This is a genomic window from Oceanisphaera sediminis (genome assembly GCF_039539745.1).
Taxonomy (GTDB): Bacteria; Pseudomonadota; Gammaproteobacteria; order Enterobacterales; family Aeromonadaceae; genus Oceanimonas; species Oceanimonas sediminis.
Genome location: NZ_BAABDS010000030.1, coordinates 15,259 through 40,456, shown reverse-complemented (window position 1 = coordinate 40,456; position 25,198 = coordinate 15,259). Strand labels below are relative to the sequence as shown.

24 protein-coding genes are annotated in these 25,198 nt (G+C 59.3%); 17 read left to right on the top strand and 7 right to left on the bottom strand.

What is annotated here, in order from left to right; all coding sequences use genetic code 11:
• The first annotated feature begins 80 nt into the window (after positions 1-80).
• From ABD827_RS10165 to ABD827_RS10140, 6 genes are all read left to right on the top strand, one after another.
• Positions 81-755 (top strand): AzlC family ABC transporter permease, encoded by a 675-nt coding sequence (locus ABD827_RS10165; protein ID WP_344964653.1) that lies wholly within the window; start codon positions 81-83, stop codon positions 753-755.
• A complete protein-coding gene (locus ABD827_RS10160; RefSeq protein WP_344964651.1) occupies positions 748-1,077 on the top strand; it encodes a branched-chain amino acid transporter permease in 330 nt (109 codons plus the stop codon). Before ABD827_RS10165 ends, ABD827_RS10160 begins: the two co-directional genes overlap by 8 nt.
• Positions 1,078-1,131: 54 nt before the next feature.
• The gene (locus ABD827_RS10155; protein WP_344964649.1) at positions 1,132-2,016 is read left to right on the top strand and encodes a putative selenate ABC transporter substrate-binding protein; all 885 of its coding nucleotides are present in this window, start codon (positions 1,132-1,134) and stop codon (positions 2,014-2,016) included.
• Complete coding sequence (locus ABD827_RS10150) at positions 2,017-2,706, top strand: ATP-binding cassette domain-containing protein (RefSeq protein WP_344964647.1); 690 nt, start codon at positions 2,017-2,019, stop codon at positions 2,704-2,706.
• A gap of 10 nt (positions 2,707-2,716) precedes the next feature.
• Entirely contained in the window at positions 2,717-4,201 is a 1,485-nt protein-coding gene (locus tag ABD827_RS10145) for a PhnE/PtxC family ABC transporter permease (RefSeq protein ID WP_344964646.1), read from the top strand.
• A 102-nt stretch (positions 4,202-4,303) separates the two neighbouring features.
• Positions 4,304-4,612 (top strand): hypothetical protein, encoded by a 309-nt coding sequence (locus ABD827_RS10140; RefSeq protein ID WP_344964644.1) that lies wholly within the window; start codon positions 4,304-4,306, stop codon positions 4,610-4,612.
• Between the two features lie 77 nt (positions 4,613-4,689).
• On the opposite strand, the gene fabG is transcribed toward ABD827_RS10140, so the two are convergent.
• The 3 genes from fabG to ABD827_RS10125 form a co-directional block, all read right to left on the bottom strand.
• Positions 4,690-5,442, bottom strand: a complete 753-nt coding sequence (gene fabG / locus ABD827_RS10135) for a 3-oxoacyl-ACP reductase FabG (RefSeq protein ID WP_344964642.1) — start codon at positions 5,440-5,442, stop codon at positions 4,690-4,692.
• A gap of 320 nt (positions 5,443-5,762) precedes the next feature.
• Positions 5,763-7,046 carry a urate hydroxylase PuuD gene (locus tag ABD827_RS10130; protein ID WP_344964640.1) on the bottom strand — a complete coding sequence of 428 codons (1,284 nt, stop codon included), beginning with the start codon at positions 7,044-7,046 and terminating at the stop codon, positions 5,763-5,765.
• 478 nt (positions 7,047-7,524) lie between these two features.
• Complete coding sequence (locus ABD827_RS10125) at positions 7,525-8,106, bottom strand: tRNA-uridine aminocarboxypropyltransferase (protein ID WP_344964638.1); 582 nt, start codon at positions 8,104-8,106, stop codon at positions 7,525-7,527.
• A gap of 220 nt (positions 8,107-8,326) precedes the next feature.
• On the opposite strand from ABD827_RS10125, the gene prfC reads away from it, so the two are divergent.
• From prfC to ABD827_RS10100, 5 genes are all read left to right on the top strand, one after another.
• Positions 8,327-9,916: a peptide chain release factor 3 gene (prfC, locus tag ABD827_RS10120; RefSeq protein WP_344964635.1), complete on the top strand. Its 1,590-nt coding sequence runs from the start codon at positions 8,327-8,329 to the stop codon at positions 9,914-9,916.
• 98 nt (positions 9,917-10,014) lie between these two features.
• Positions 10,015-10,782: a TatD family hydrolase gene (locus ABD827_RS10115; RefSeq protein ID WP_344964633.1), complete on the top strand. Its 768-nt coding sequence runs from the start codon at positions 10,015-10,017 to the stop codon at positions 10,780-10,782.
• Between the two features lie 171 nt (positions 10,783-10,953).
• Entirely contained in the window at positions 10,954-12,237 is a 1,284-nt protein-coding gene (locus tag ABD827_RS10110) for a NupC/NupG family nucleoside CNT transporter (RefSeq protein ID WP_344964631.1), read from the top strand.
• Positions 12,238-12,281: 44 nt separating this feature from the next.
• The gene (deoC, locus tag ABD827_RS10105; RefSeq protein ID WP_344964629.1) at positions 12,282-13,064 is read left to right on the top strand and encodes a deoxyribose-phosphate aldolase; all 783 of its coding nucleotides are present in this window, start codon (positions 12,282-12,284) and stop codon (positions 13,062-13,064) included.
• Positions 13,065-13,140: 76 nt separating this feature from the next.
• Positions 13,141-14,358: a phosphopentomutase gene (locus tag ABD827_RS10100; RefSeq protein ID WP_344964627.1), complete on the top strand. Its 1,218-nt coding sequence runs from the start codon at positions 13,141-13,143 to the stop codon at positions 14,356-14,358.
• A 554-nt stretch (positions 14,359-14,912) separates the two neighbouring features.
• On the opposite strand, the gene ABD827_RS10095 is transcribed toward ABD827_RS10100, so the two are convergent.
• Positions 14,913-15,782, bottom strand: coding sequence for a Tim44 domain-containing protein (locus ABD827_RS10095; protein WP_344964625.1), 870 nt, complete (start codon positions 15,780-15,782; stop codon positions 14,913-14,915).
• A 278-nt stretch (positions 15,783-16,060) separates the two neighbouring features.
• Between ABD827_RS10095 and dnaB the strand changes: the two genes are divergently transcribed.
• Together dnaB and alr are read left to right on the top strand one after the other, a co-directional pair.
• Entirely contained in the window at positions 16,061-17,455 is a 1,395-nt protein-coding gene (gene dnaB / locus ABD827_RS10090; protein WP_344964623.1) for a replicative DNA helicase, read from the top strand.
• A gap of 9 nt (positions 17,456-17,464) precedes the next feature.
• A complete protein-coding gene (gene alr / locus ABD827_RS10085; RefSeq protein WP_344964621.1) occupies positions 17,465-18,553 on the top strand; it encodes an alanine racemase in 1,089 nt (362 codons plus the stop codon).
• Between the two features lie 85 nt (positions 18,554-18,638).
• Here alr and ABD827_RS10080 read toward each other — a convergent pair whose 3' ends face one another.
• From ABD827_RS10080 to zur, 3 genes are all read right to left on the bottom strand, one after another.
• Positions 18,639-19,514: a bile acid:sodium symporter family protein gene (locus tag ABD827_RS10080; protein WP_344964618.1), complete on the bottom strand. Its 876-nt coding sequence runs from the start codon at positions 19,512-19,514 to the stop codon at positions 18,639-18,641.
• Between the two features lie 68 nt (positions 19,515-19,582).
• Positions 19,583-19,789, bottom strand: coding sequence for a hypothetical protein (locus tag ABD827_RS10075; protein ID WP_298719502.1), 207 nt, complete (start codon positions 19,787-19,789; stop codon positions 19,583-19,585).
• Positions 19,790-19,825: 36 nt separating this feature from the next.
• Positions 19,826-20,275, bottom strand: coding sequence for a zinc uptake transcriptional repressor Zur (gene zur, locus ABD827_RS10070; RefSeq protein ID WP_298719500.1), 450 nt, complete (start codon positions 20,273-20,275; stop codon positions 19,826-19,828).
• A gap of 133 nt (positions 20,276-20,408) precedes the next feature.
• Between zur and dusA the strand changes: the two genes are divergently transcribed.
• The 4 genes from dusA to oxyR all read left to right on the top strand — a co-directional run bounded on the left by dusA (position 20,409) and on the right by oxyR (position 24,844).
• Positions 20,409-21,425: a tRNA dihydrouridine(20/20a) synthase DusA gene (gene dusA, locus ABD827_RS10065; protein ID WP_344964685.1), complete on the top strand. Its 1,017-nt coding sequence runs from the start codon at positions 20,409-20,411 to the stop codon at positions 21,423-21,425.
• A 195-nt stretch (positions 21,426-21,620) separates the two neighbouring features.
• Complete coding sequence (locus ABD827_RS10060) at positions 21,621-22,349, top strand: glutathione peroxidase (protein ID WP_344964615.1); 729 nt, start codon at positions 21,621-21,623, stop codon at positions 22,347-22,349.
• A 77-nt stretch (positions 22,350-22,426) separates the two neighbouring features.
• Positions 22,427-23,875 (top strand): dihydrolipoyl dehydrogenase, encoded by a 1,449-nt coding sequence (locus tag ABD827_RS10055; protein WP_344964613.1) that lies wholly within the window; start codon positions 22,427-22,429, stop codon positions 23,873-23,875.
• A gap of 75 nt (positions 23,876-23,950) precedes the next feature.
• On the top strand, positions 23,951-24,844 hold the full coding sequence (oxyR, locus tag ABD827_RS10050; RefSeq protein WP_344964611.1) for a DNA-binding transcriptional regulator OxyR: 894 nt from the start codon (positions 23,951-23,953) through the stop codon (positions 24,842-24,844).
• The last annotated feature ends 354 nt before the right edge of the window (positions 24,845-25,198 follow it).

Genomic DNA, 25,198 nt, shown 5'->3' with positions numbered 1-25,198 from the left:
GCCATTAAGCGGTCGCGCCTTGCTACTCGTCGACAAAACCCTTATTTTCTAATGTCTTATGGATGTCGGAGTATAAGGTGATGACAAGCTGGCGCGGCGTACTGCCGCTTACCCTGCCGGTGATGATGGGCTATTTGCCGCTGGGCGCCGTGTTCGGGGTGCTGTGGATTGATGCCGGGCTCAGCTGGTACTGGGCCCCGCTGATGAGCATTGTCGTCTATGCCGGTGCGTTGCAGTATCTGGCGGTGGGCATGCTGTCGGCGGGAATCGGCTGGCTTGATCTGGCGGTGGCCTCGCTGCTGGTCAATTTTCGCCACCTGTTTTACGGCCTGTCGCTCTATCACCTGTTGCCGAAAGGCGTGCTGGGCCGACCCTATTTCATCTTCGGCATTACCGACGAAACCTATTCCCTGCTCAGTGCGCCGGGTCAGGTAAACGACAGCAAGACAGCGCTGCTGGTGGTGTTGTTCAATCAGTCATACTGGGTGCTCGGCACCCTGGCCGGCATGGTGCTGGCGCGTGGCTTGCCGCCGGGGCTGCAGGGGCTGGACTTCGCCCTGACCGCACTCTTTACCGTGCTGGCGGTAGAGCAAATCCGTGCCCGGCGTGACTGGGGGGCGGTCTTGCTCGGGCTGGTGGCCGCCGTCGTTGCCGGTATCTGGATAAGTGAGTACTTCCTGCTGGCGGCCTCGGTGATGCTGGTGCTGGTATTGCTGGCCTGGCCGGAATCACAACCGGAGCCCGCCCATGACTGAACTGGATTATCTGCTGGCGGCGCTGATCATGGCGGCAGTCACCTTTGGCCTGCGCGCCTTTCCCTTCGTGGCGCGGGGCTTCATTGCCCATCACCGCCGCATCCAGATCCTGGGGCGGCGCCTGCCGGTGGCGATGATGGTGCTGCTGACCCTCTATGCCATGGGGGTGCACAACTGGAGCAGCCCGGCCGACGGCCGGGCCCAGATAGTGGCGGTAATGGTGGTGGCGGTGTTGCAGGTGTGGCGTCGGCAGGCGCTGCTCAGCATTCTTGCCGGCACTTTGGTGTACATGACGCAGATGAACGGTTGGTTCGGACTCTGATCCGGGCCCGTCATCGGTTATAATCCGGGCCCCCCATTTTTTGGACCCGTGATCATGACCATTGCTGTTGCTCTTCGAACCCGTCTGCTGGGCCTCACCGCCCTGTGCCTGAGTGCCCTGGTACCGGCGCAAGCCGACCCCTTCGTGTTTACCGCCATTCCGGATCAGGACGAGCGCCACCTGACCGAGCGTTTCGGCAAGATCGCCGATTACCTGACCGACAAGCTGGGCGTGGAAGTGCAGTACATTCCGGTAAAAAGCTACCCGGCGGCGGTGAGCGCCTTTCGTAACGATCAGGTGCAACTGGCCTGGTTTGGTGGCCTGACCGGTGTGCAGGCACGCGAACTGGTCCCCGGCAGCGAAGCCATCGCCCAGGGCAAGGAAGACACCACCTTCGTCAGCTACATCATCGCCCACCACAGCACGGGTTTGACCGAAAGTGAGCAATTACCTGCCGAACTGGCCGGCACGCGCTTTACCTTCGGCGACAAGGGCTCGACCTCCGGCCGTCTGATGCCCGAGTTCTTCCTGCGTCAGCACTTCGGTCAGGCGCCGGAGCAGCTGTTTTCCCGGGTCGGTTTTTCCGGTGATCACAACCGCACCATCAGCCTGGTGCAGTCCGGTGCCTTTGAAGTGGGTGCGGTGAACTACGCGGTGTGGGATGCGGAAAAAGCCAAGGGCAACATCGACGACAGCAAGGTCGGTGTGATCTGGTCCACGCCAAGCTACCCGGATTACCAGTGGAGCATTCGCGGCGATGTGAATGCTCGCTTCGGTGACGGCTTCAAGGAAAAAGTACAGCAGGCACTGCTGGAAATGACCGATCCGGCACTGCTGGCGGCCTTTCCCCGTTCCGGCTTCGTCAAGGCTACCAACGCCGATTACGCGCCCATTCGTGACACCGCCGTGGCCATCGGCATCATGGATCCCGCCCAGTAAATGAGTGCCGACAGCTGTCTGTTCCGCTTTCGGCAGGAGTCCCTCGGCTATGCGGGCAGCCCTGTGCTGCACGAGTTGTCGCTCGAGTTGCGCCGGGGTGAAAAAGTGGCCCTGCTGGGGGAGTCCGGCACCGGCAAGAGCACCCTGCTGCGTCGGTTGCGTGAGCTGCGCCCGGCCGAGGTGGCCTGGTGCCCGCAACAGCCGGGACTGGTGCCCATGCTGTCGGCCTTTCACAACATCTACATGGGGCGGCTGAATCGTCACCCGTTCTGGTACAACCTGGCCAATCTGGTGCGGCCGCTGGCGAAGCCCAAGGCAGACATTACCGCCCTGGCGGCGGAGCTGGGCTTGCAACACCAGTTATGGGCTGCCGCCGAGCGGCTGTCGGGCGGTCAGCAGAGCCGGGTCAGCCTGGGGCGGGCCCTGTATCAGCAAAAGCCCATCTTCATCGGCGATGAGCCGGTGTCGGCACTGGACGAGCGCCAGGCCGACGAGCTGTTGCGGCTGATCTGTCGTCGGCACGACACCGTGGTGCTGGCGCTGCATAACGTGGAGCAGGCACTCACTCACTGCACGCGAGTGGTGGGTCTGCGCGAGGGACGGGTGGTGCTGGATGCCGCCAGCCAGACGCTGACGGCGGGCCAACTGCATACCCTGTATCAGCAGCACACCCAGTACCAATGGCGTTGATGGAACGCATATGCTGAAGGCTCGGCCAGAACCCGCTCGCGCCATGGTGCACAGCAGCCTGTTGCTGGTGCTGCTGGCATTGCTGTGCCTGCCCTGGGCCGACTTGTCGATCACGGCGGTGGATCCCTGGGGTGAGCTTGCCCGGCTGGGCGCCGGACTGTTGCAGCCGCAATTGCCGGCGCTGGCCACGCTGGGCGGCGCCATCGCCAACACCCTGGCTTTTGCCCTGCAGGGCGTGGCGCTGGGCGCCGTGCTGGGCCTGGGGCTGGCGGCGGGGTATCGGCATGCGGCCATTCGGCGCTTGTCGGCGGGGCTTCGGGCGGTGCACGAGCTGTTCTGGGCGCTGTTGTTCATTCAGTTGCTGGGGCTGTCGGCCCCGGCCGGCATGCTGGCCATCGCGCTGCCCTATGCGGGCACCTTCGCCAAGATCTACGGCGAGCTGTTTGAAGAGGCGGATCCGTCGCCCGAGCAGGCGCTGGAGCCGGGACTGGGATGGGCCTCGCGGCTGCTGTTTGTACAGTTGCCGCTGTGCTGGCGGCAGATGGCGACCTACACCGGTTACCGGCTGGAGTGTGGCATTCGCAGCTCGGCGGTGCTGGGCTTTATCGGCCTGCCCACCCTGGGTTATCACCTGGAGTCCTTGCTGCGCCAGGGCTATTACGGCGAGGCGGCCAGCTTTTTTTATGCGCTGGTGCTGATTATCGCCACCCTCAAATGGTGGCTCAGGCCCCGGCTGGTGCCGCTGTATCTGCTGGCCGCGCTGCTCTGGCTGCCGCCGGTGGCCAGCCTGAACGGGTCGCTGATGGCGCGTTTCTTTACCGAAGATGTGGTGCCAGCCCCCCTGCGCAGCGGTGACTGGGCCGGGCTGCTGCCCTGGCTGCAGGAGCTGTGGCTGCAGCAAATTGTGCCCGGCCTGTTCAATACCCTGGTGCTGGCCATGCTGGCGCTGCTGGTGACCGGGGTGTTGGCGCTGTTGTGGTTTCCGGCGATTTCACGCCGCTTCGGCAATGGCCTGACTCGCGCCGGCAGCCATGGCTGGCTGGTGCTGATGCGTTCCTTGCCGGAATACCTGCTGGCCTTTATCGGCATGCTGCTGCTGGGGCCGGGCATGTTGCCGGCGGTGCTGGCGTTGGGGCTGCATAACGGCGCCATCATCGCTCACCTGCTCGGCCATCACCTCAATACCCTGACGTTGCGTGAAGACGCGCCCAGGGGGCTTAATCTGTATTGCTTCGAGGTATTGCCCCGTTTGTACCGGGCCTTTCTGGCCTACAGCCTGTATCGCTTCGAAAATCTGATTCGGGAAACCGCCATCCTCGGCATGCTGGGCATTCCGACGCTGGGCTTTTTTATCGACTCGGCATTCAGCGAATTTCGTTTCGACCGGGCCATGGTGCTGCTGCTGGTTTGTGCCGGGCTGAACATGCTGGTGGACTCGCTGGCGCGACGATTGCGGCGTCGGCTGCACCTGAGCAGTAGAGCCGAAATGCTGTGACGGCATGGGCTGCTTGGGTGGCAAAATGCATTTCAGGGTGACGCCAAGCAAGTCTTATGGGATCGTGGTCTCATTCGTACCAATAAGATAAAGGTAACTCGCATGAAAAATACATTGAAGCCGGGAGTGCTCGGCGTGGTGGTATTATTGGCCGCAGGCTGTGCGGGAACCCCGACCACCGGTGAAAAAATGCTGTCTCGCAGCGAGGCGGCACAAGACATCGGCAAGCAGTGGAACCAGGGCAACGAGCTGGTGCTGAAAGGCGAGAAGCTGCAGGCCAAGGGTGAGCGTCAGGTCGAGGACGGCAAAGACAACATCAAGGATGGACAGAGCATGGTCAAAAAAGGTCAGCGACTGATGGAAAAAAGCGAAGCCCGCTATCGCAAGAACTTCCCCGGCGAAACCCTGTAAACAGTCCTGCAAGCGAGATAATAAAACCAGCGGCCCAGGCCGCTGCTTTTATTTTATGGGCCCTGTAGGTTGATTAATTACAGCACCAGACCGCCGTCTATTTTCAGTACCTGACCGGTGATGTAACGGGCCCGGTCACCGGCCAGAAACAGCACCCCTTCGGCAATATCCTGTGCTTCACCCAACGCGCCCAGCGGAATGCGGGCCGTCATTTTCTCGAGTACTTTTTCCGGTACCGCCTGGGTCATCTCGGTATTGATAAAGCCGGGGGCGATGCAGTTGGCGCGGATCTGGGCGCCACCATAGACGAATTCTTTCGCCCACCCCTTGGTCATGGCGATAATGCCGCCCTTGCTGGCCGCGTAGTTGCTCTGGCCTATATTGCCGTCGGTACCCACCACCGACGAGATGCTGACAATGCTGCCCCTGGCCTGCAGCTTCATCAGCGGCAGCATGGCCTGGGTCATCATGAATACGCCCTTGAGATTGACGTCCAGCACTCGATCCCAGTCGGATTCGGTCATTTTTTCGAGCAGGGCGTCGCGGGTGATACCGGCATTGTTGACCAGCACATCGACCCGGCCCTGTTCGTCCATGATACGGCTGTTCAAGGCGCTCAGGGCGACCGGGTCGCATACATCCAGGGTAATGGCGGTGATATTGGCGTAGTCGCCAATCCAGTCTTCGGCCGGTGCCATGTTGATGTCGCAGGCATAGACGCGTGCCGCACCGGCCTGGGCCAGGGTTTCACTGATGGCGCGGCCCAGGCCTCTGGCGGCACCGGTGACAACACAGATTTTTTCATTCATATCGAGGTTTGGCGTATTCATGCTGGCGAGTCCTTGTGTGTGAGTGACGGGGGCAGTTACTCATGGCCCACTCTGGAGTCTACCCTTTATTTTGCGGTGCATTGTTGAATGAGGTAGAAATAATATTAATTTAATGTTGAAAGAAAGCGGTTTTCAGTCGCCACTGTGCTTTCGATTGTGCGCTGCAGTGTAGTTATTGCCGGATGAAAAAGCGAAAGGCGTTTATGACCGTATGGTCAGTCCGAGAGGAGGGAAGTGCAGGGTGCCGGCGGGCGGCCAATAAAAAAGGCCCGCATCATGCGGGCCTTTTGACATTAGCGAATAGCTACGTCATTTCTAGCTTACTGACCGTTCCAGGCGGCAATCATGGCGCGCTCGTCGTCGGTCATGCCGCTCATGTTACCCAGCGGCATGTACTTGCTGGCAACGACCTGCTTGATGCGATCGGCCTGCAGTTTAATCTGCTCGGCAGAGTCCAGTATCACACCCAGAGGGGCGGCGGCAAAGCCGGCCTGAGTCGGGTTGACTGCGTGGCACTGTACGCAACGGTTGTCCATGATGGTTTCTACTTGCGCCAGAGTGACTTCACCAGAGGCCGCACCTTCAACTGCTTGCACGGCGTCACCTGCCTGTTCGGCGTCGGTCACGGTAGCACTGTTTTGAGCCGGAGCCTGAGGCGCCGCTACGGTCTTGGAAGTGCTGGGAGCGCCAACCCAGACGGCAACCAGAATCAGTGCCACACCGGCAATCGGGTAACCAGGACGGATTTTGCCACCGTGCATCAATACAAAGTACTGACGAATCAAGGCACCGGCAAAGATGAACAGCACCATGATCACCCAGGACAGCGAGTGAGTGAAGGTGAAGGAGTAGTGATTACTCAGCATCAGCAATACAACGGGCAGGGTGAAGTAGGTGTTGTGTACCGAGCGCTGCTTGCCACGCAAACCATCAATCGGGTTTGGTTTTTCACCGGCCTTCATGGCATTAACCATGCGGCGCTGGCCCGGGATGATCCAGAAGAACACGTTGGCAGACATGGCGGTGGCCATAACGGCACCGGTCAGCAGGAAGGCGGCACGGCCAGAGAAGATGTGCGTGCTCAGGTAAGCCACCACAACCATCATCACGGCAACGGCAACACTCAGGATACCATCGCGGGTCATGTTGGGGCTGATGCGCTTACACAGCTCGTTATACACAATCCAACCCAGCGCCAGGAAGGCCAGAGCGGCAATGTTTGCCTGGGTGCCAGTCATGTTGGCGGCCCATTCCCACGGGCTGTTGTGATTAACCAGGTAGAAGCTCGGCTTGGTCAGATACAACAGGGTGAAGAGACCAAAACCTGACAACCAGGTGGTGTAGGCCTTCCAGAATGACCAGTGCAGATCTTCCGGCAGATCTTCCGGGCTGCTCGCATACTTCTGGTTGTGGTAAAAACCACCACCGTGCACCGCCCACATTTCACCAAATACGCCTTTTTTCTTACAGGCTTCACCCTTGGGTGGCTTGAGGCCGTTATCCAGCATAACGAAGTAAATTGACTCACCCAGCCATGCGATGGCCGCGATGACGTGCAGCCATCTTATTAATAAGTTACCAAAATCCAGCAGATACGCTTCCATGGTCTTACCTTCTCTGTTTCATATTTTTAGTTGGGACCCTAGCGCATCGAAACAGATGCCCAGCTTGCGTTGAGCCGGGTGCTGAGACCACATGCGCTGCCTTCTCGTGTTCAAATTGTGTACGGATTGAAATTCAAAATGTTGACAATTTGTGTGTAGATTTTTTTCAATTATATGATGAATGTCAATGTTATTTAACAGTGAAATCATATTAAACCTATTGCAAATCCTGAATTAACGTTTTCGACAAAGGTAAAAGCTATATATATCAAAGCCTTGGTGATTACCCTCGATGAAAGCGTTCAGGAATCGGTTTCAGGCTAAAAAATGCCCAGCTGAAACCAAGCGGCATAATAATAGCGGATCTTGTGATCAAATGAGCAGTTAAATTCCGAAAAAAATGTATCGAAGATGGCTACATGTTGCATCAAATCTTGTCGGCCTGCCCTGTACCGCTTCTCGATCGCCGTTGCGTGGGCTAGCCCCGGCCGTTAGCAGGGGCTTGATGGGCCTTGAACTGATCGACCCTGACCTTGAGCAACTGATGTAATGGCGCCGGGTCAAAACCGGTATCCAGCCGGTTCAGCACATGAGCCAGACTCTCTAGCGTCGACAGTGCCTGGCCACCGGGCCCCTTGCGAATGACATATTCGCCGGCCGGTGCCTGGCTGAAACTCAGCGTCGGCAGTTCGCGTAGCCAGGGGTTGAGATGCAACAGCCTGCGGGTCTTGCGCCAGGTGCCGTCCAGTACGATCAATCCTCCGATGTCGGCCTTCGGCAGTGTCGCTCCCTCGGCATCCACATCCAGCGCCTGCTCGGTCGGATACAGCAGCCACCAGCGTCCCCTGGCCGGTGGAGGCAGGGGATCCAGGTATTCGGTGATGGCCAGTTGCATGTCGGGTAATGCCAGCCGCAACAGGGGCACAGTGCTCTTGGCGTGCCTGGCTTCCAGCGGATGCTGCAGTATCAGCACCGGCAAGGGGCAGGGCTGGGGCAAAACATGGGCGCACAGGCAGGCGCTCTGGGGCAGGTGGCAGGCGTGGCAGTAGGATCGGGACATGATACGGTGAGCTTCACGAGTACAAAAGAGCATGATAACGACAAGCGGTTCCGGGATGAAGGCCGGTGATAAAATCGACTTTTCAGGCAGGCTGAACGTAACTGCCGATTGAGGATCCGGCGCGGATCGGGGACAATAGCCTCCGTTTTATCTGTCGTTCCCCGAGTGAAGCGCCGACCGTTGCCCTTTGCTCCTTCATCAAAGTAGAAGAAAGCCGACCATGTCATCACCGCAATTCCAGCAGGAAGTCGCCAAGCGCCGTACTTTCGCCATTATTTCGCACCCGGATGCGGGTAAGACCACCATCACCGAAAAGGTACTGTTGCACGGGCATGCCATTCAGACCGCGGGTACCGTCAAGGGCCGGGGCTCCAACCAGCATGCCAAGTCCGACTGGATGGAAATGGAAAAGGAGCGGGGCATCTCGGTCACCACCTCTGTGATGCAGTTTCCCTACAACAACTGCCTGATCAACCTGCTCGACACCCCGGGGCATGAAGACTTCTCGGAAGATACCTACCGCACCCTGACCGCGGTGGATTCCTGCCTGATGGTGATTGACGGCGGTAAGGGCGTAGAAGACAGAACCCGCAAGCTGATGGAAGTAACCCGGCTGCGCGACACCCCCATCGTCACCTTCGTCAACAAGCTCGACCGGGATATTCGCGATCCGATGGAGCTGCTGGACGAAGTCGAGACCGAGCTGAACATGATGTGCGCGCCCATCACCTGGCCCATTGGCAGTGGCAAGTGGTTCAAGGGGGTGTATCACCTGCACCGCGATGAAGTCATTCTCTACCAGCCGGGTAAGGGGCATACCATCCAGGATGTGAAAATCATCAAGGGGCTCGATAATCCGGCGCTGGATGAGGTGATGGATGAAAAAGAAATTGCCGACTTGCGTGAAGAGCTGGAGCTGGTGCTGGGTGCCGCTACCGAGTTCGATCACGAGCTGTTTCTCCGTGGTGAACTGACGCCGGTCTATTTTGGTACCGCCCTGGGCAACTTCGGTGTGGATCATGTGCTGGACGGCCTGAGCACCTGGGCGCCGGCGCCGATGCCGCGTGCTACCCATGACCGTGAGGTGAACGCGAGCGAAGAGAAGTTTTCCGGTTTCGTGTTTAAGATCCAGGCCAACATGGATCCCCGTCACCGGGATCGTATCGCCTTCATGCGTATCGTGTCCGGCAAATACAGCCAGGGCATGAAAATGAAGCATGTGCGCCTGGGCAAGACCATCAGCATTTCCGATGCGGTGACCTTCATGGCCGGCGATCGAGAGCGGGCAGAAGAAGCCTTCGCCGGCGATATCATAGGTCTGCACAACCACGGCACCATCCAGATTGGCGACACCTTCACTCAGGGGGAAGACATCAAGTTTTCCGGCATTCCCAACTTCGCCCCTGAGCTGTTCCGTCGCATTCGGCTGCGGGATCCGCTCAAGCAGAAGCAGTTGCTCAAGGGCCTGGTTCAGCTGTCGGAAGAAGGGGCGGTACAGCTGTTCCGTCCGCTCGACAACAACGACCTGATCGTCGGCGCCGTCGGTGTGCTGCAGTTTGAAGTGGTGGTGGCACGACTGAAGTCCGAATATAACGTGGACGCCCTGTACGAGTCGGTCAACGTCTCCACTGCTCGCTGGGTATACTGTGATGATGCCAGGAAGCTGGACGAGTTCCGGCGCAAGGTGTCGAACAACCTGGCGCTGGATGGCGGTGACAACCTCAGCTACATAGCGCCGACCATGGTCAACCTGAATCTGGCGCAGGAACGCTACCCGGATATTCAGTTCAGCAAGACCCGCGAACATTGATCTAGTCGCTCCCGATAACAGCCCCGGCCTTTGTGCCGGGGCTTTTTTATTTTCGCCCGGCGGTTAAGCTGAATCTAAACCGACTTTGGAATTGCCCGATGATCTTGACCGACAGCCATTGCCATTTCGACTTTGCCGCCTTCGATGACGACCGTGCCGGCCACTGGCGGCGGGCGCAGGCCGTGGGCGTGCGCCGGCTGGTGATACCGGGGGTGGAGGAAGCACGCTGGCCGGCACTGCCGGGACTGTGTGCCTCGCTGCCCGGTGTTTACCATGCGTTGGGGCTGCATCCCTGGTGGGTGGCCGATGCCTCCGCCGGCTGGCAGAAAAAACTGGAGCAGGCGCTGGACCGGGCCGATGCGCGCTGCGTCGCCCTGGGCGAGATGGGGCTGGATGGCACACTGGCACTGTCGGCGACCGAGCAGGAGGCGGCGCTCAATGCTCAACTCAGGCTGGCCCGGGAGCGGGCGTTGCCGGTGATACTGCACAGCCACAAAACCCACGATCAACTGCTGAAATGGCTGCGCCGTACGCCACCGGTGGGGGGCGTGCTGCACGGTTTTTCCGGCTCTCTGCAGCAGGCCGAGGCATTCTGGAAGCTGGGTATTCATCTCGGCATCGGCGGCACCATCACCTATCCGCGCGCCAGTAAAACCCGCAAGACCATCGCCGCCATGCCGGTGGAGGCCCTGGTGCTGGAAACCGATGCGCCGGACATGCCATTGTGCGGCTTTCAGGGCCAACCCAATCACCCGGCACAATTACCACGCGTGTTGAGCGCGCTGGCCGGGTTGCGCCGGCAGGATCAGACCACCCTGGCCGGGCAGTTGGAAGACAACGTGAACCGGCTGTTCGGCTGGCGCTGAATCTGCTTTGGCAGTGCCTTCATTCCGAACATGATAATTTTATTGACTTTTTTATCGATTATTACCGCCGGTTACCTATTCTGTGAGCAACGACTTCGTATAAGCTGAGCCAGATGACAATGACTGTCGAATGAAGGTGACGGTTCTGGCTGGCGCTGAAAGGATAGAGATATGACCTTGCTCATGAGTCTGGTAGGGATGATGGTGTTGGTGTTTGTCGCCATTCTGTTCTCAAGCAACAGGGCGGCCATTCGGCTGCGTACCGTGGGTGGCGCCTTCGCCCTGCAGGCCGGGCTGGGTGCGCTGGTGCTGTACGTGCCGATAGGCAAGGAGATGCTGCAGTCACTGTCGGCAGGGGTAACCCAGGTGATTGCCTACGGCAACGACGGCATAAACTTTCTGTTTGGCGGTCTGGTGGGGGAGGCGGCCTCTAACAGCGGTCTGGGCTTTATTTTTGCGCTGCGGGTGCTGCCGGTCATTATCTTCTTTTCTTCGCTGATCGCGGTGCTTTATTATCTTGGCATCATGCAATGGGTGATCCGCCTTTTGGGCGGCGCCTTGCAGCGGCTGCTGGGTACCACGCGCACCGAGTCGCTGTCGGCTACCGCCAATATCTTCGTGGGTCAGACCGAAGCCCCGCTGGTGGTGCGTCCCTTTATCGCCAACATGACCGACTCCGAGCTGTTTGCGGTGATGTGCGGCGGCCTGGCCTCGGTGGCCGGCTCGGTGCTGGCCGGTTATGCGGCCATAGGGGTGCCGATGGAGTATCTGATTGCCGCTTCCTTCATGGCGGCGCCGGGCGGCCTGCTGTTCGCCAAGCTGATCATGCCCGAAGTTGAAATGCCCGCCACCAATGGATCTCTGGACCAGGTTGAGCATGAACAAGACGAAAGGCCCGCCAATATCATCGATGCCGCCGCCATCGGCGCCAGCTCCGGCCTGAGGCTGGCGGTGAATGTGGGGGCCATGCTGCTTGCCTTTATCGGTCTGATTGCGCTGGTTAACGGTATGCTGGGCGGGCTTGGTAGCTGGGTGGGGATGGAGAGCCTGAGCCTGGAGCTGTTGCTTGGCTGGTTGTTTGCGCCGCTGGCCTTTTTACTCGGCGTGCCCTGGGAAGAGGCGATTATCGCCGGCTCTTTCATCGGCCAGAAACTGGTGCTTAACGAATTTGTTGCCTATATCAACTTTGCCCCCTACCTCGACAATAAACTGCTGGTGGAAGGCACCGGGCAGATGATGTCTGATCATACCAAGGCTATTATTTCCTTTGCCTTGTGCGGTTTTGCCAACCTGGCCTCGGTGGCCATTCTGTTGGGTGGCCTCGGCGGCATGGCGCCCGGTCGTCGGCACGATATCGCCCGTTTCGGCCTCAAGGCGGTACTGGCCGGTACCCTGTCCAATCTGATGTCCGCCACCATCGCCGGTTTCTTCCTGGCGCTGGCAGGAATGCAGTAATTGCACCGGGCCAACATCGTCATGACATGACGGCAGGAGAAAAGATGACTGACACCCTATTGCAGGCTGCCGCCCGCCAGGCCCTGAGCCTGATGGATCTGACCAGCCTTAATGACGACGACACCGATGAAAAGGTGGCCGACCTGTGCCGAGCGGCAGTGACTCCGTTTGGTGCTGTCGCCGCCGTCTGTGTCTATCCGCGTTTTATCGGTGTGGCGCGCCAGACCCTGAATGAGGCGGAATCGACGGGGCAGATAAAGATTGCCACCGTCATTAATTTTCCTCACGGTGGTGACGATATCGACGTTGCCGTGCGGGAAGCCCGAGCGGCGGTAGCGGCCGGCGCCGACGAGGTGGATCTGGTGTTTCCCTGGCGTACCCTGCTGGCAGGTAACGAAGAACAGCTGGGGCTGGCGCTGGTCACCGCCTGCAAGGCCGTCTGTGGCGAGGTGAAGCTCAAGGTGATTATCGAAAGCGGTGAGCTGAACAGCGCCGTCATGATTCGCCGCGCCGCCGAGCTTGCCATCGAGGGCGGCGCCGACTTTATCAAGACCTCTACCGGCAAGGTGGCGGTCAATGCCACCCTGGCGGCGGCGGAAATCATGCTGAACACCATTCGCGATTCAGGCAGAGAAGTCGGCTTCAAGGCCGCCGGCGGGGTGCGTACCACCGAAGAGGCGCAAGACTATTTACGGCTGGCGGCTCGCATCATGGGGCCGGACTGGATCAGCCCCCGGCATTTTCGCTTCGGTGCCTCCAGCCTGTTGAATCACCTGCTGCAGACCCTGGGTGCCGATGATGTGAACACGCAAGCAACCGGTTACTGAGCCGGTCTTGATGGTTTGTCGACTCCGGCTTTGAAGCCTGGCCGACATTGAATGACCATAAGTCACAGGAGAAAACATGAAACGCGCCATTGTGCTGGTACTCGACTCCTTCGGCATCGGTGCCGCCGCCGATGCCGCCCGCTTCGGTGACGAAGGTGCCGACACCCTGGGTCATATCGCCGCCGCCTGCGCCAGCGGAACAGCCAATCAGGGTCGTCAGGGGCCGCTGAGCTTGCCCAATCTGGCCCGGCTGGGTCTTTTTCATGCCCATGCCGACAGCACAGGCCGGGTAGCCGAGGGCGTGACCCTGCCGACCGAGGTGGTGGGCAGTTACGGTTACGCGCAGGAGCTGTCTTCCGGCAAGGACACGCCGTCCGGCCACTGGGAGATGGCCGGCGTGCCGGTGCTGTTCGACTGGGGTTATTTTCTCGAACTCGAGCACAGCTTTCCTTCGTCCTTGATTGAGGCGTTGATCGAACAGGCGCAGCTGCCCGGCATTCTGGGTAATTGCCATGCCTCGGGCACCACCATCCTCGAACAACTGGGTGAAGCGCATATCAAGAGTGGCAAGCCTATCTGCTACACCTCGGCCGACTCGGTGTTTCAGATTGCCGCTCATGAAGAACGCTTCGGCCTGGAGCGGCTCTATCGGGTCTGTAACATTGCCCGCGAGCTGCTGATGCCCTACAACATAGGTCGGGTCATCGCCCGGCCTTTCATCGGTAACAGCGCCGCCGACTTCGCCCGCACCGGCAATCGGCGGGATTACAGCATAGCGCCGCCGGCACCGACGGTGCTGCAGAAGCTGGTGGAGGAAAAACAGGGCGAGGTGGTGTCTATCGGCAAAATAGCCGACATCTACGCCCATTGCGGCATCACCCGGAAGATCAAGGCCACCGGGCTGGATGCCTTGTTCGAGGCCACCCTGAACGCGCTGGAAGGAGCTGGTGATCAAACCCTGATCATGACCAACTTCGTCGACTTCGACTCCAGCTTCGGGCATAGACGCAACGTGGCCGGCTATGCCGCCGAGCTGGAAGCCTTTGATCGCCGCTTGCCCGAGCTGCTGGCGAAATTGCAGCCGGAAGATCTGCTGATCATGACCGCGGATCACGGCTGTGATCCCACCTGGCCCGGTACCGAGCATACCCGCGAACATGTGCCGGTGATCTGCCTCGGCGGCGGACTCAGGCCGGGAGCGCTCGGTAAACGCGACACCTTCGCCGACATCGGCCAGAGTCTGGCCCACTACTTCGGCACCAGCCCGATGGATTACGGCACCTCGTTTTTGTAATACCCATAAGATCAAACCTGTGTAGGGCTATTCACACCTCGGACAAAGGGCCCGCTCCGCCGACTCGCTATGGGACTTGCCGCTCACTGTTTCTGCCTGCTGCGAACATTCACTGGATGTTCGGTCAGGCTGATACAGTTCGTCATGGCGAGACAAGCTCGCCCCATCTACGCTCTCTGTTTCATCCCTGAAACAGAAGGTCGGCGGAGCAGATCCCTTTATCCTCCTTGAAGCTCCGGCATCGCCTGTTGGCTCCGTCTGCAGCAAACTCGATGTTCAATAAGAGGAAACAGAGACTGCCTCCCACGACCGTGAAATGCCATGGACGGCATTTCCGAGCCCCCATGGATGGGTTTATGGCGTGTCGAGGGAGGAGGCTGTGTTGCCTCTGGAGCTGAGAACCAATAGATGACCAGGTATCTAACTGGATTGTTATGACGGCGAGTCGGCGGAGCGGGCCCTTTGTCCGACTTATCGTAAAGCCCCAAGGCCCCAAGCATGTAGAAACAGAAAAGGCGCCCGAGGGCGCCTTTGTCATTCAATGGCAGTTACGCTTACGCGTTGTCTTCCAGACCGACGATCAACCAGGGCGCATTGTCCTTGGTCAGATCGCGTTCCAGGTGCCATACCTCGCGAATGTCCTGCTCAACGCCTTCGCTGCTGTCGCGGTAGCGACCGCTGAACTGGATGCTGACCTGGGCCTGATAAGAGGTGTGGTCGGCGCGTACCAGTTCGGCATCCACAAACATCACCTCGGTGTGCTGGTCACCGCTCAGCTTGGCGCGTTCCTGGCTCAGCTCGGCAAACAGCTCGGGCGTCACGTATTCGCGAATCTTCTCCAGATCGTTCTGGTTCCAGGCTTGCTGCAGGGTGCGATAGTGCTCGCGAGAGCCTTGCAGAAATGCCTGCATGTCGAAGCCCTGAGGCAGGTCGAAGGGGACATCGCTGGGCACAAAGCCGGAAGCGGCGTTGCCACCGGTAGCAGACTGACCGGGCGCGTTAAACGGCTTGGGTGCTTCAAACTGCTGCGGGCCGTTGTAAGCCGCTCTGGGGGCTGGCGCCTTGTTCTTGCGCAGAGCCTTGAACACCATGACGCCGGCAAAGGCCAGGCCCGCTATCATCAGGAAGTCCATGATCTGGAAACCTTCGAAGGCGCCGGAGCCCATCAGCCAGGCCAGCATGCCACCGGCCAGCAGGCCACCGAGCAGACCACCCATCAGGCCCGATTTTTTCGGTTGCTGGGTCTGGCCGGCGGTGTTTTTACCGGCGGTTTGTTGCTGGGCAGCCGGCTGGCTGGGCGCGGTTTTGTAGGATTTGCCGACGGAACGGCTGCCGCCACCCATTTTACGGGCCTCGGCATCAAAGGCGGTGGCAGTGATGCCAACGGCGAAAATCAGGGTAAACAGGGCAAGAAGTTTACGCATTGTAGTTTCCTTGAGTGACAGACAGGCAACATCCTAAAGCAGCGACATGTTATGTCAACTGGTGATTAATAAAGCCCCAGCCTGCCTGACCCGGGCGAACGGTGACGGCTGAGGATGATGCCGGTCATTCCGAGCCCGGAACAGCATGGCAGCGATACGACATCGACCTTGCAGCGAAATTGCGTGGCTATTGCCGAGTGCAGAGACAAGAATGGGCCTTTCAGAGCCGATGAAAAATCCTGATAATAGGGTCTGCTGCCAAACCAGAGAGAGAACCGATGAGCGAGAAAACCGTCACCAAAGCCGATCAGGCCGTGGCCCAGCTGAAGATGGCGCCTCACTCCTTCGAGGCGGAACAGTCCGTATTGGGTGGGCTGCTGCTGGATAACAATGCCTGGGATCGAGTGGCGGAAAAGGTCTCGGAGCCGGACTTTTACAGTCGGCCGCACCGGCTGATTTTTCAGGCCATGCAGCGACTGAGCCAGCTCAGCAACCCCATCGACTTGATCACGGTGCAGGAAGAGCTGGAACGGCACGAGTCGCTGGACACGGTGGGCGGCTTCTCTTATCTGGTGGAAATTGCCAAGAATACCCCCAGCGCCGCCAACATCGGTGCCTATGCCGACATAGTGCGCGAGCGGGCGGTGGTACGGGAAATGATCTCGGTGGCCAACGAGATTGCCGAGGCCGGTTTCGATCCTCAGGGGCGCAACTCCACCGCGCTGCTGGATCTGGCCGAAACCAAGGTATTCAAGATTGCCGAAAGCCGAACCAATGCCAACGAGGGGCCGCAACCGCTGCGGGTGTTGCTCGAAAAGACCATAGATCGCATCGAAGAGCTGTATAAAAATCCTCATCAGGGCATTACCGGTGTGTCTTCCGGTTACTCGGATTTGGATAAAAAAACTGCGGGCTTCCAGTCTTCGGACCTGATTATAGTGGCAGCCCGACCTTCTATGGGTAAAACGACTTTTGCAATGAACCTTTGCGAGCACGCTGCACTGACAAGTGACAAACCTGTGCTCATATTCTCCTTGGAAATGCCATCTGAGCAGATTATTATGCGGATGCTTGCTTCCCTGGGACGTATCGATCAAACCCGCATACGGACCGGGCAGCTGGATGATGAAGATTGGGCTCGTTTGTCCTCGACCATGGGCATGCTGCTGGAAAAAGGTCAGCTCTATATCGATGACTCTTCCGGCCTGACGCCGACCGAAGTTCGTTCCCGCGCCCGGCGCGTGGCGCGGGAGCACGGCGGCATCAGCATGATCATGATCGACTATCTGCAATTGATGACGGTGCCCAGTCTGTCCGATAACCGTACGCTGGAAATCGCCGAGATCTCCCGCTCGCTCAAGTCGCTGGCCAAGGAGTTGAAGGTACCGGTGATTGCGCTGTCCCAGCTTAACCGAAGCCTGGAGCAGCGGGCCGACAAGCGGCCGGTTAACTCGGATCTGCGGGAATCCGGCTCTATCGAGCAGGATGCCGACTTGATCATGTTTATCTACCGGGACGAGGTCTATCACGACGACACCCCGGAGAAAGGCATCGCCGAAATCATCATCGGCAAGCAACGGAACGGACCCATAGGCAAGGTTCGGCTGACGTTTCAGGGGCAGTTTTCCCGCTTCGATAACTATGCCGGGCCGGATTTCGATGATGATTATTAAGGAGCAGAGATGGATGCACATGGGGCGGTGGCCCGCATCAGTCTGGAGGCAGTTCGACATAACCTGCAGGTAGCAAAGCAGCTGGCACCCACGGCCAAAGCCATGGCGGTGGTGAAAGCCAATGCCTATGGCCACGGCGATTTGACCGTGGCGGCGGCGCTCAAGGACGACGCCGACCTGTTTGCGGTGGCCCGGTTTGAAGAAGCACAAAAATTGCGCGCCGGCGGCATTCGCCAGCCGATTCTGCTGCTGGAAGGGTTTTTCAACCCGGCCCAGCTGGAATTCTCTGCGCTGAACAACTTCCACCTCTGCATTCATCAGTATGCCCAGCTCGAGGCACTGGAACAGACGCCGTTGGCGGCACCGGTGACGGTGTGGGTGAAAATAGACTCGGGCATGCACCGTGTCGGTTTTGCCCCCGAGCAGGCCGATGAAGTCTTTGCCCGGCTGGCGGCCATCGCTCAGGTGGTGCAGCCGGTGAATGCCATGACCCACTTCGCCCGGGCCGACGAGCCAGATCAGCAGGCGGTGACCGAGGCGCAGATTGCCCGCTTCAAGCAGGTGACCGCCGGTAAGGTCAAGCATACCGCCCTGTGCAACTCTGCCGGCGTTATCGCCTTTCCCGACGCCCACGCCGACTATATTCGTCCCGGTATCATGCTCTATGGCATTACCCCGTTTGGCGATCGGCAGGGCACCGATTTCGGCCTGCGTCCGGCGATGAACTTCACTACCAGCCTGATTGCGGTGCGCGAGCACAAGGCCGGGGAGCCGGTGGGCTATGCCGGCTCCTGGGTCAGCCCGCGCGATACCCGGATCGGGGTGATTGCGGTCGGTTACGGCGACGGCTATCCACGCATGGCACCTGCCGGCACCCCGGTGCTGATCAACGGTCGCCGGGTCACGCTGGCGGGCCGGGTGTCGATGGACATGGCCACCGTCGATCTGGGTCCGGATGCCACCGACCAGGTGGGTGACGAGGTGCTGCTGTGGGGCGAAGGCCTGGCAGCGGAAGAAGTGGCCCGTCACATAGGCACCATCGCCTACGAGCTGGTCACCCGCATGACGGCGCGTCCTCGACTCGAATACGTCGACTGACGCCGCCGTTGGTTGCCAGAAGGAGAAGGCCAGCCCCGTTAGGGGCTGGCCTTTTTTGTACCTGCTTACGTCTGTGGTAATAGGGTTATTGACGGCTGAACAAGGGGGCCGGTGTCCGGGATCGAAACCAGGCCAGCAGCAATAGCGCCGGCAGGTTCATCAGAATGCCGTACAGCAGCGCCATCATCGCCAGCTCGTCGGATCCCAGTTGGGTATAGGCCACCAGAATGGCGATGGCGCCGTTCTGAATGCCGACTTCAAACGCCAGACTGCGGCAGCTTGCCGCCGGGCAGCGGGCCAGCCTGGCCAGCAGATACCCGGCACTCAGCGCCAGGGCGCACAACAGCAACATGGCCAGCGCCGAGCGACCCAGCAGCGACGGCAGCTGCTGCAGGTTGCGGGCCACCAGCGCCAGCAGCAGCAGCATGAACAGAAACCCGACCAGCTGTTTCAAGCGAGGTTGATGCCGATCCACCCAGGTGCGGTGGTAGCGGCGAATCATCATGCCAACCACCACCGGCACGATGCAGATCAAGGCCAGCTGCGTCATGGTCGGCCCCAGTGGCAGCGCCAGGGTGCCGTTGTCGATGCCGAGCCAGGGTAACTGGATCATGATGGCCACCGGCATCCACAGTGGGGCCAGCAGGCCGACACATGCGGTCAGGCTGATGGAAAGGGCGGTGTCGCCGTCGGCCAGAAAGCTGAACATATTGGAGGTGGCGCCGCCGGGCGCGGCGCTAATCAGGATCAGTGCCGCCGCGGTGGTGGTAGGCAGATCCAGAGCCACAATCAATAACCAAGCCAGCAGTGGCAGCAATCCCCATTGCATGGCCAGCCCCAGTATCAGGGGCCGAGGTTTTTGCCGTAAACGGCTGAAGTGGTGAGTTTCCAGCGTCATGCCCATCACCAGGGTCATCAGCGCCAGCATCAGGGGCAACAGTATGGTCAGCACAGGGGCCATGGCCTCGACAGTTGTTGATGAACAACAGGCGAGGGTAGCATGGCCGGTGTTTTATGGGCTGATCCGGATCATGATTCGGATCCACGACGATGAATAAACTCGTTCTTGGCCGGGTTCCATTTCAGATAATACCAGGGAGTATCGGTCTGCCAGACCGGGAAGGTGATTTCAATCTGGTTATCTTGGTAGCGGTAGAGCGAGGTACTCATGTTGACCTCGCTCGCCAGTAAAAAGGCGACCAGCAGCAGTAACAGTCCTTTGATTAGCGTACCCATCGTGCATCCTTGTCGAGATGGAATACATTAACTATATCAGCAGTTCGAATGTTCCGCCTGGCACTGTTGGCAATGACCATGCGCCTCGATGGATTGGCTGGTGATGGCAAAGCCGTGTAGTCGGGCCTGATGCTCGAACGCATTGTTGATGGCTTCGTCGTGCAGCTCGACCACCTGGCCGCAGTGGGTGCAAATCAGCAATTGCATGGGATGATGCTCGGCAAAATGATCACAGAACAAAAAAGCATTGAGCGATTCCACCTTGTGTACGAACCCCTGCGCCAGCAAAAAGTCCAGCGCCCGGTACACGGTGGGCGGCTTGGCGTTGGGCTCCAGCTCCTTGAGCCGGTCCAGCAAATCGTAGGCGCTGACCGCACCCTTGTGCCCGGCCATCAGGGTAAAAACGTGGCGGCGGGTGGGGGTAAAACGCACGCCACGCTGCTGACACAATTGCTCGGCACGCTCAAGCTGGTGTTGAATCGACATGAATGATGATGACCTTTAATGACTTCTGGTCGCATCTTACCACAGCCGGATCCGCCTTCACCCGATCAAGGTTGGGTCTGTGAGCCAGCTTGGGTATAATGCCCGGCTCTTTGGTCAAAAAGTCGTCACCTTCATGAGTCATTATCCCAGCGCCCGTTTTTCCGTTGCTCCCATGCTCGACTGGACGGATCGTCATTGCCGTTATTTTCATCGCCTGCTCAGCCGCCATGCCCAGCTGTACACCGAAATGGTGACCACCGGCGCCATTATTCACGGCAAGGGTGATTATCTGGCATTCAGCGAGCAGGAGCATCCACTGGTGCTGCAACTGGGTGGCAGTGATCCGCAAGCGCTGGCCCGTTGTGCGGAGCTTGCCGAACAGCGCGGCTATGACGAAATCAACCTCAATGTGGGTTGCCCCTCGGATCGGGTGCAAAACGGCATGTTTGGTGCCTGCCTGATGGCCGAGCCCCGGCGGGTGGCCGACAGCGTGGCCGCCATGAAAGCGGCGGTGGCGATTCCGGTGACGGTGAAAACCCGCATCGGCATCGATGAACAGGACAGCTACGCGTTTCTCTGTACTCTGGTCGACGGACTGGTGGACGCCGGAGTCGATGCGCTGGTGGTACATGCCCGCAAGGCCTGGCTCAAGGGCCTTAGCCCCAAGGAAAACCGCGAAATCCCGCCGCTCGACTACGAACGGGTGTATCGGCTCAAGCGCGACTATCCCGCGCTGACCATCGCCGTGAACGGTGGCATCAAGACGTTGGAAGAGGCGAAACAGCATCTGACGCATCTGGATGGCGTTATGCTGGGCCGCGAAGCCTATCAAAACCCCTACCTGCTGGCGCAGGTGGATGCGGCGCTGTTCGGTGACCGGCATGAGGTGCCCAGCCGCCATCAGGTGGTGCGCAACCTGCTGCCCTACATAGAGCAGCAGCTGACCCGGGGCACCTATCTTGGCAATGTTACCCGCCATACCCTGGGCATCTTTCAGGGATTGCCGGGCGCGCGGGCCTGGCGACGTCACCTGAGTGAAAACGCCCATAAACCCGGTGCCGGCCCGGAGGTGGTAGAAGCGGCCATGGCCAGGGTGCCGGAGTCGGTACCCGAGACCATGCCGGAACCTGGCCTGGGTGTTGCCGGCTGAGCATAATGCTCTCCCATGCCGACATAGAGGCGTGAGGTATTTAAGCGGGAACCCTGGTCGCACAGGGTTCCCGCTTTTTATGGTTGTTGATAGCTAAAGATTATCAAAGTTGTTGGTTATAACGATTTCAGCAATGGGTTGGTTGTAGGCATAATGACCCTACTCAAGCGAAACGTACCGAATAAGGATCACTCTATGTTGACTGATAAAACCGGCCAGGCCATTCCCCAGGTTACCTTCAGAACCCGTCAGGGCGAGCATTGGGTCGACGTGACCTCTGACGAGCTCTTCAAGGACAAGACGGTGGTGGTGTTCTCTTTGCCCGGCGCCTTTACCCCGACCTGCTCTTCCACTCACCTGCCGCGTTACAACGAGCTGGCGCCGGTGTTGTTTGAAAACGGCGTGGACGACATTATCTGTATCAGCGTCAACGATACCTTTGTCATGAACGCCTGGCTCAAGGATCAGGAGGCGGAGCACATTCGGGTAATTCCCGATGGTAATGGCGAGTTCACCGATGGCATGGGCATGCTGGTCGACAAGCAGGATCTGGGCTTCGGCAAGCGCTCCTGGCGTTATTCCATGCTGGTGAAAAACGGCATCATAGAGCAAATGTTCATCGAGCCCAACAAGCCGGGTGACCCCTTCGAAGTATCGGACGCCGATACCATGCTGGCGCACATCAACCCGCAGGCGGCCAAGCCATCTGCCATTACCCTGTTCAGCAAGCCGGGTTGTCCCTTCTGTGCCCGCGCCAAGCAACTGCTGCTGGAGAAGGGCATGCGCTATGAAGAAGTGATATTGGGTCAGGATGCCACCAGCATAAGCCTGAAGGCGGTATCGGGCCGCAGCACGGTGCCACAAATCTTCATCGATGGCCGACATATCGGCGGCAGCGACGAGCTGGCAGAGCATCTGGCATAAACTAGAGTAAAGGGGCGAAAGCCCCTTTTTCCTGTTCCGGTTATTCCCATTCCCGCTTTCCATCCCGGAGGTTCGTCGTGCTCAAGCATATCAGCGCCGAGGTCGCCATTATTGGTAGCGGTACCGCCGGGCTGGCGGCCTGGCGTGCCGCCCGTGCCCATCATAAGCATGTGATCATGATTGAAAACGGTCCCTATGGCACCACCTGTGCCCGGGTGGGCTGCATGCCTTCCAAGTTGTTGATTGCCGCCGCCGACAGCGCGCATCAGGTGCGTCAGGCACCCGGTTTTGGCATTTATCCGGGCGAGTTGGTCATCGATGGGCATGCGGTCATGTCCCGGCTCAAGGCCGAGCGGGATCGCTTCGTCGGCTTTGTGCTCGACTCGGTGGCCTCGATAGCGGACGAGCACAAGATCGTCGGTCATGCACGTTTCCAGGATGAACACACACTGCTGGTGGATGATCATACTCGAATCGAGGCGAAAACCGTGGTGATCGCCACCGGATCCCGGCCCGTCTATCCGGATGACTGGCGTCGTCTCGGTGATCGACTGCTGATCAACGACGATGTGTTCGAGTGGGACAGGTTGCCGAGCTCGGTGGCGGTGTTCGGCCCCGGCGTTATCGGCCTGGAGCTGGGGCAGGCGCTGCACCGGCTGGGCGTTCGCGTCTGGATGTTTGGCATGGGAGGCAAGACTGGCCCCTTTACCGATCCTCGGGTGATGGCCTGCGCCGAACATCATTTACAGCAGGAATTCTTTCTCGATGCGGATGCCGAGGTGCAGCGCATGGAGCGCAACGGCGAGCAGGTGGACATCGACTTTTGCAATGCCGAAGGCGTGACCGAAGGCATTACGGTGGACTATGTGATTGCCGCCACCGGTCGGCAGCCCAATGTTGACCGCCTGGACCTTGAGTCGCTGAACATCAAGCGGGACGACAGGGGCGTGCCGGTGGTGGATCCCTGCACCATGCAGACCAGTGTGGCGCATATTTTTGTGGCCGGTGACGCCAGTAACCTGTTGCCGCTGTTGCACGAGGCCAGCGATCAGGGACGCATCGCCGGGGATAACGCGGGTCGTTATCCCGAGGTGCGGGCCGGTTTGCGCCACAGCACTCTGTCGGTGGTGTTTACCGCGCCGCAAATCGCCATGGTAGGCAACAGTTTCGCTGAGCTTGAGCGGCGTTACGGGGATGGCGGTTTCGCCATCGGTCAGGCGAGCTTTGAGGATCAGGGCCGCAGCCGGGTGATGCGGCGTAATCAGGGATTGCTGCGGCTCTATGGCGAGCCGGGCAGCGGCTTGTTTCTCGGTGCCGAAATGACGGCGCCGGATGCGGAGCACCTGGCTCACCTGCTGGCCTGGGCGCATCAGAGTCGAATGACGGTAGCGCAAATGCTGACCATGCCGTTTTATCACCCGGTCGTGGAAGAGGGACTCAGAACCGCACTGCGGGATCTGCACACCAGCCTGCGGCAGGGAGCCGCCATGGGGGATCCCTGCATGGAGTGCGGGGTGGGGAGCTAGCCCCGGGCCGGCTTTTCATTTGCGGTTAAATCGGTAATGATGGCCGCAAACGCGCATGCTGATAACGGGGAAGACGTGAATTTAAGGGATCTGGAATATCTGGTGGCGCTGGCCGAAGAGCGCCACTTTCGCAAGGCGGCGGAAAAATGTTTTGTCAGTCAACCGACCCTGAGCGGCCAGCTGCGCAAGCTGGAAGACGAGCTGGGCGTGGTGCTGATGGAACGCACCTCGCGCAAGGTGCTGTTTACCCCGGCCGGTGACGCCATTACCGCCCAGGCCCGCCGGGTACTGGCAGAAACCAAGGAACTGCGCGATACCGCCCGCACCTTTACCGAGCCGATGTCGGGCGAGTTGCACATCGGCCTGATCCCGACCGTCGGCCCTTATCTGCTGCCCCATATCATTCCGGTACTGAAACAGCATTTCCCCGAGCTGCACATCTACCTGTACGAAGCCCAGACCCATACCCTGCTGAAGCAACTGGCCGACGGCGATCTGGACTGCCTGATCCTGGCTCAGCTTGATAGCATGGATAACTTCGGCTCCTTGCCATTATATGACGAGCCAATGATGCTGGCGTTGCCGACCGAGCATGCCTGGGCCGGTCGTGAACAGATTGCATTGAACGAGCTGCAGGGAGAAAAGTTGCTGATGCTGGAAGACGGCCATTGCCTGCGGGATCAGGCCATGGGTTTCTGCTTTGCCGCCGGTATCGGTGAAGATAACCATTTTCAGGCCACCAGCCTGGAAACCCTGCGCAACATGGTGGCGGCAGGGTCGGGGCTGACCCTGATCCCGCAGCTGGCGGTTGGTTTGCACAATGGCAATCTGGGGGTGAATTACCTGCCGGTAGTGAATCCCGAGCCCCACCGCACCATCTCCCTGCTGTATCGCATTCATTCGGTGCGACGACCCTGTTTCAACGAAATGGCCAAGGTGATCAGGCAGTTGATCAAGGGGCTGTTGTAATACCAATTTGCATAAAGATCTGATCATTAATTTAAATCTGAGATCAGAGGCAACACAGCCACCTCCCACGACACGCTACAAGTACTTCCCTGTAAGCTCGGAAATGCCGTCCCTGGCATTTCACGGTCGTGGGAGTCGATCTCTGTTGCCTCTTCTCAAATACCGAGTTGTCTGTAGACGGTGCCAACAGGCAACTCGCTGGCATCAGGGAGGATAAAGGGATCTGCTCCGCCGACCCTCCGCGCCAAGGACGGCGCGGCGGAGCCTACATGGAGGTATTCACGGCGTGTCGGAGGAGCGGGTCTTTTATCCGACTTGTACAGAGCCACCAAATAGATCAGTTATTTAATCTGT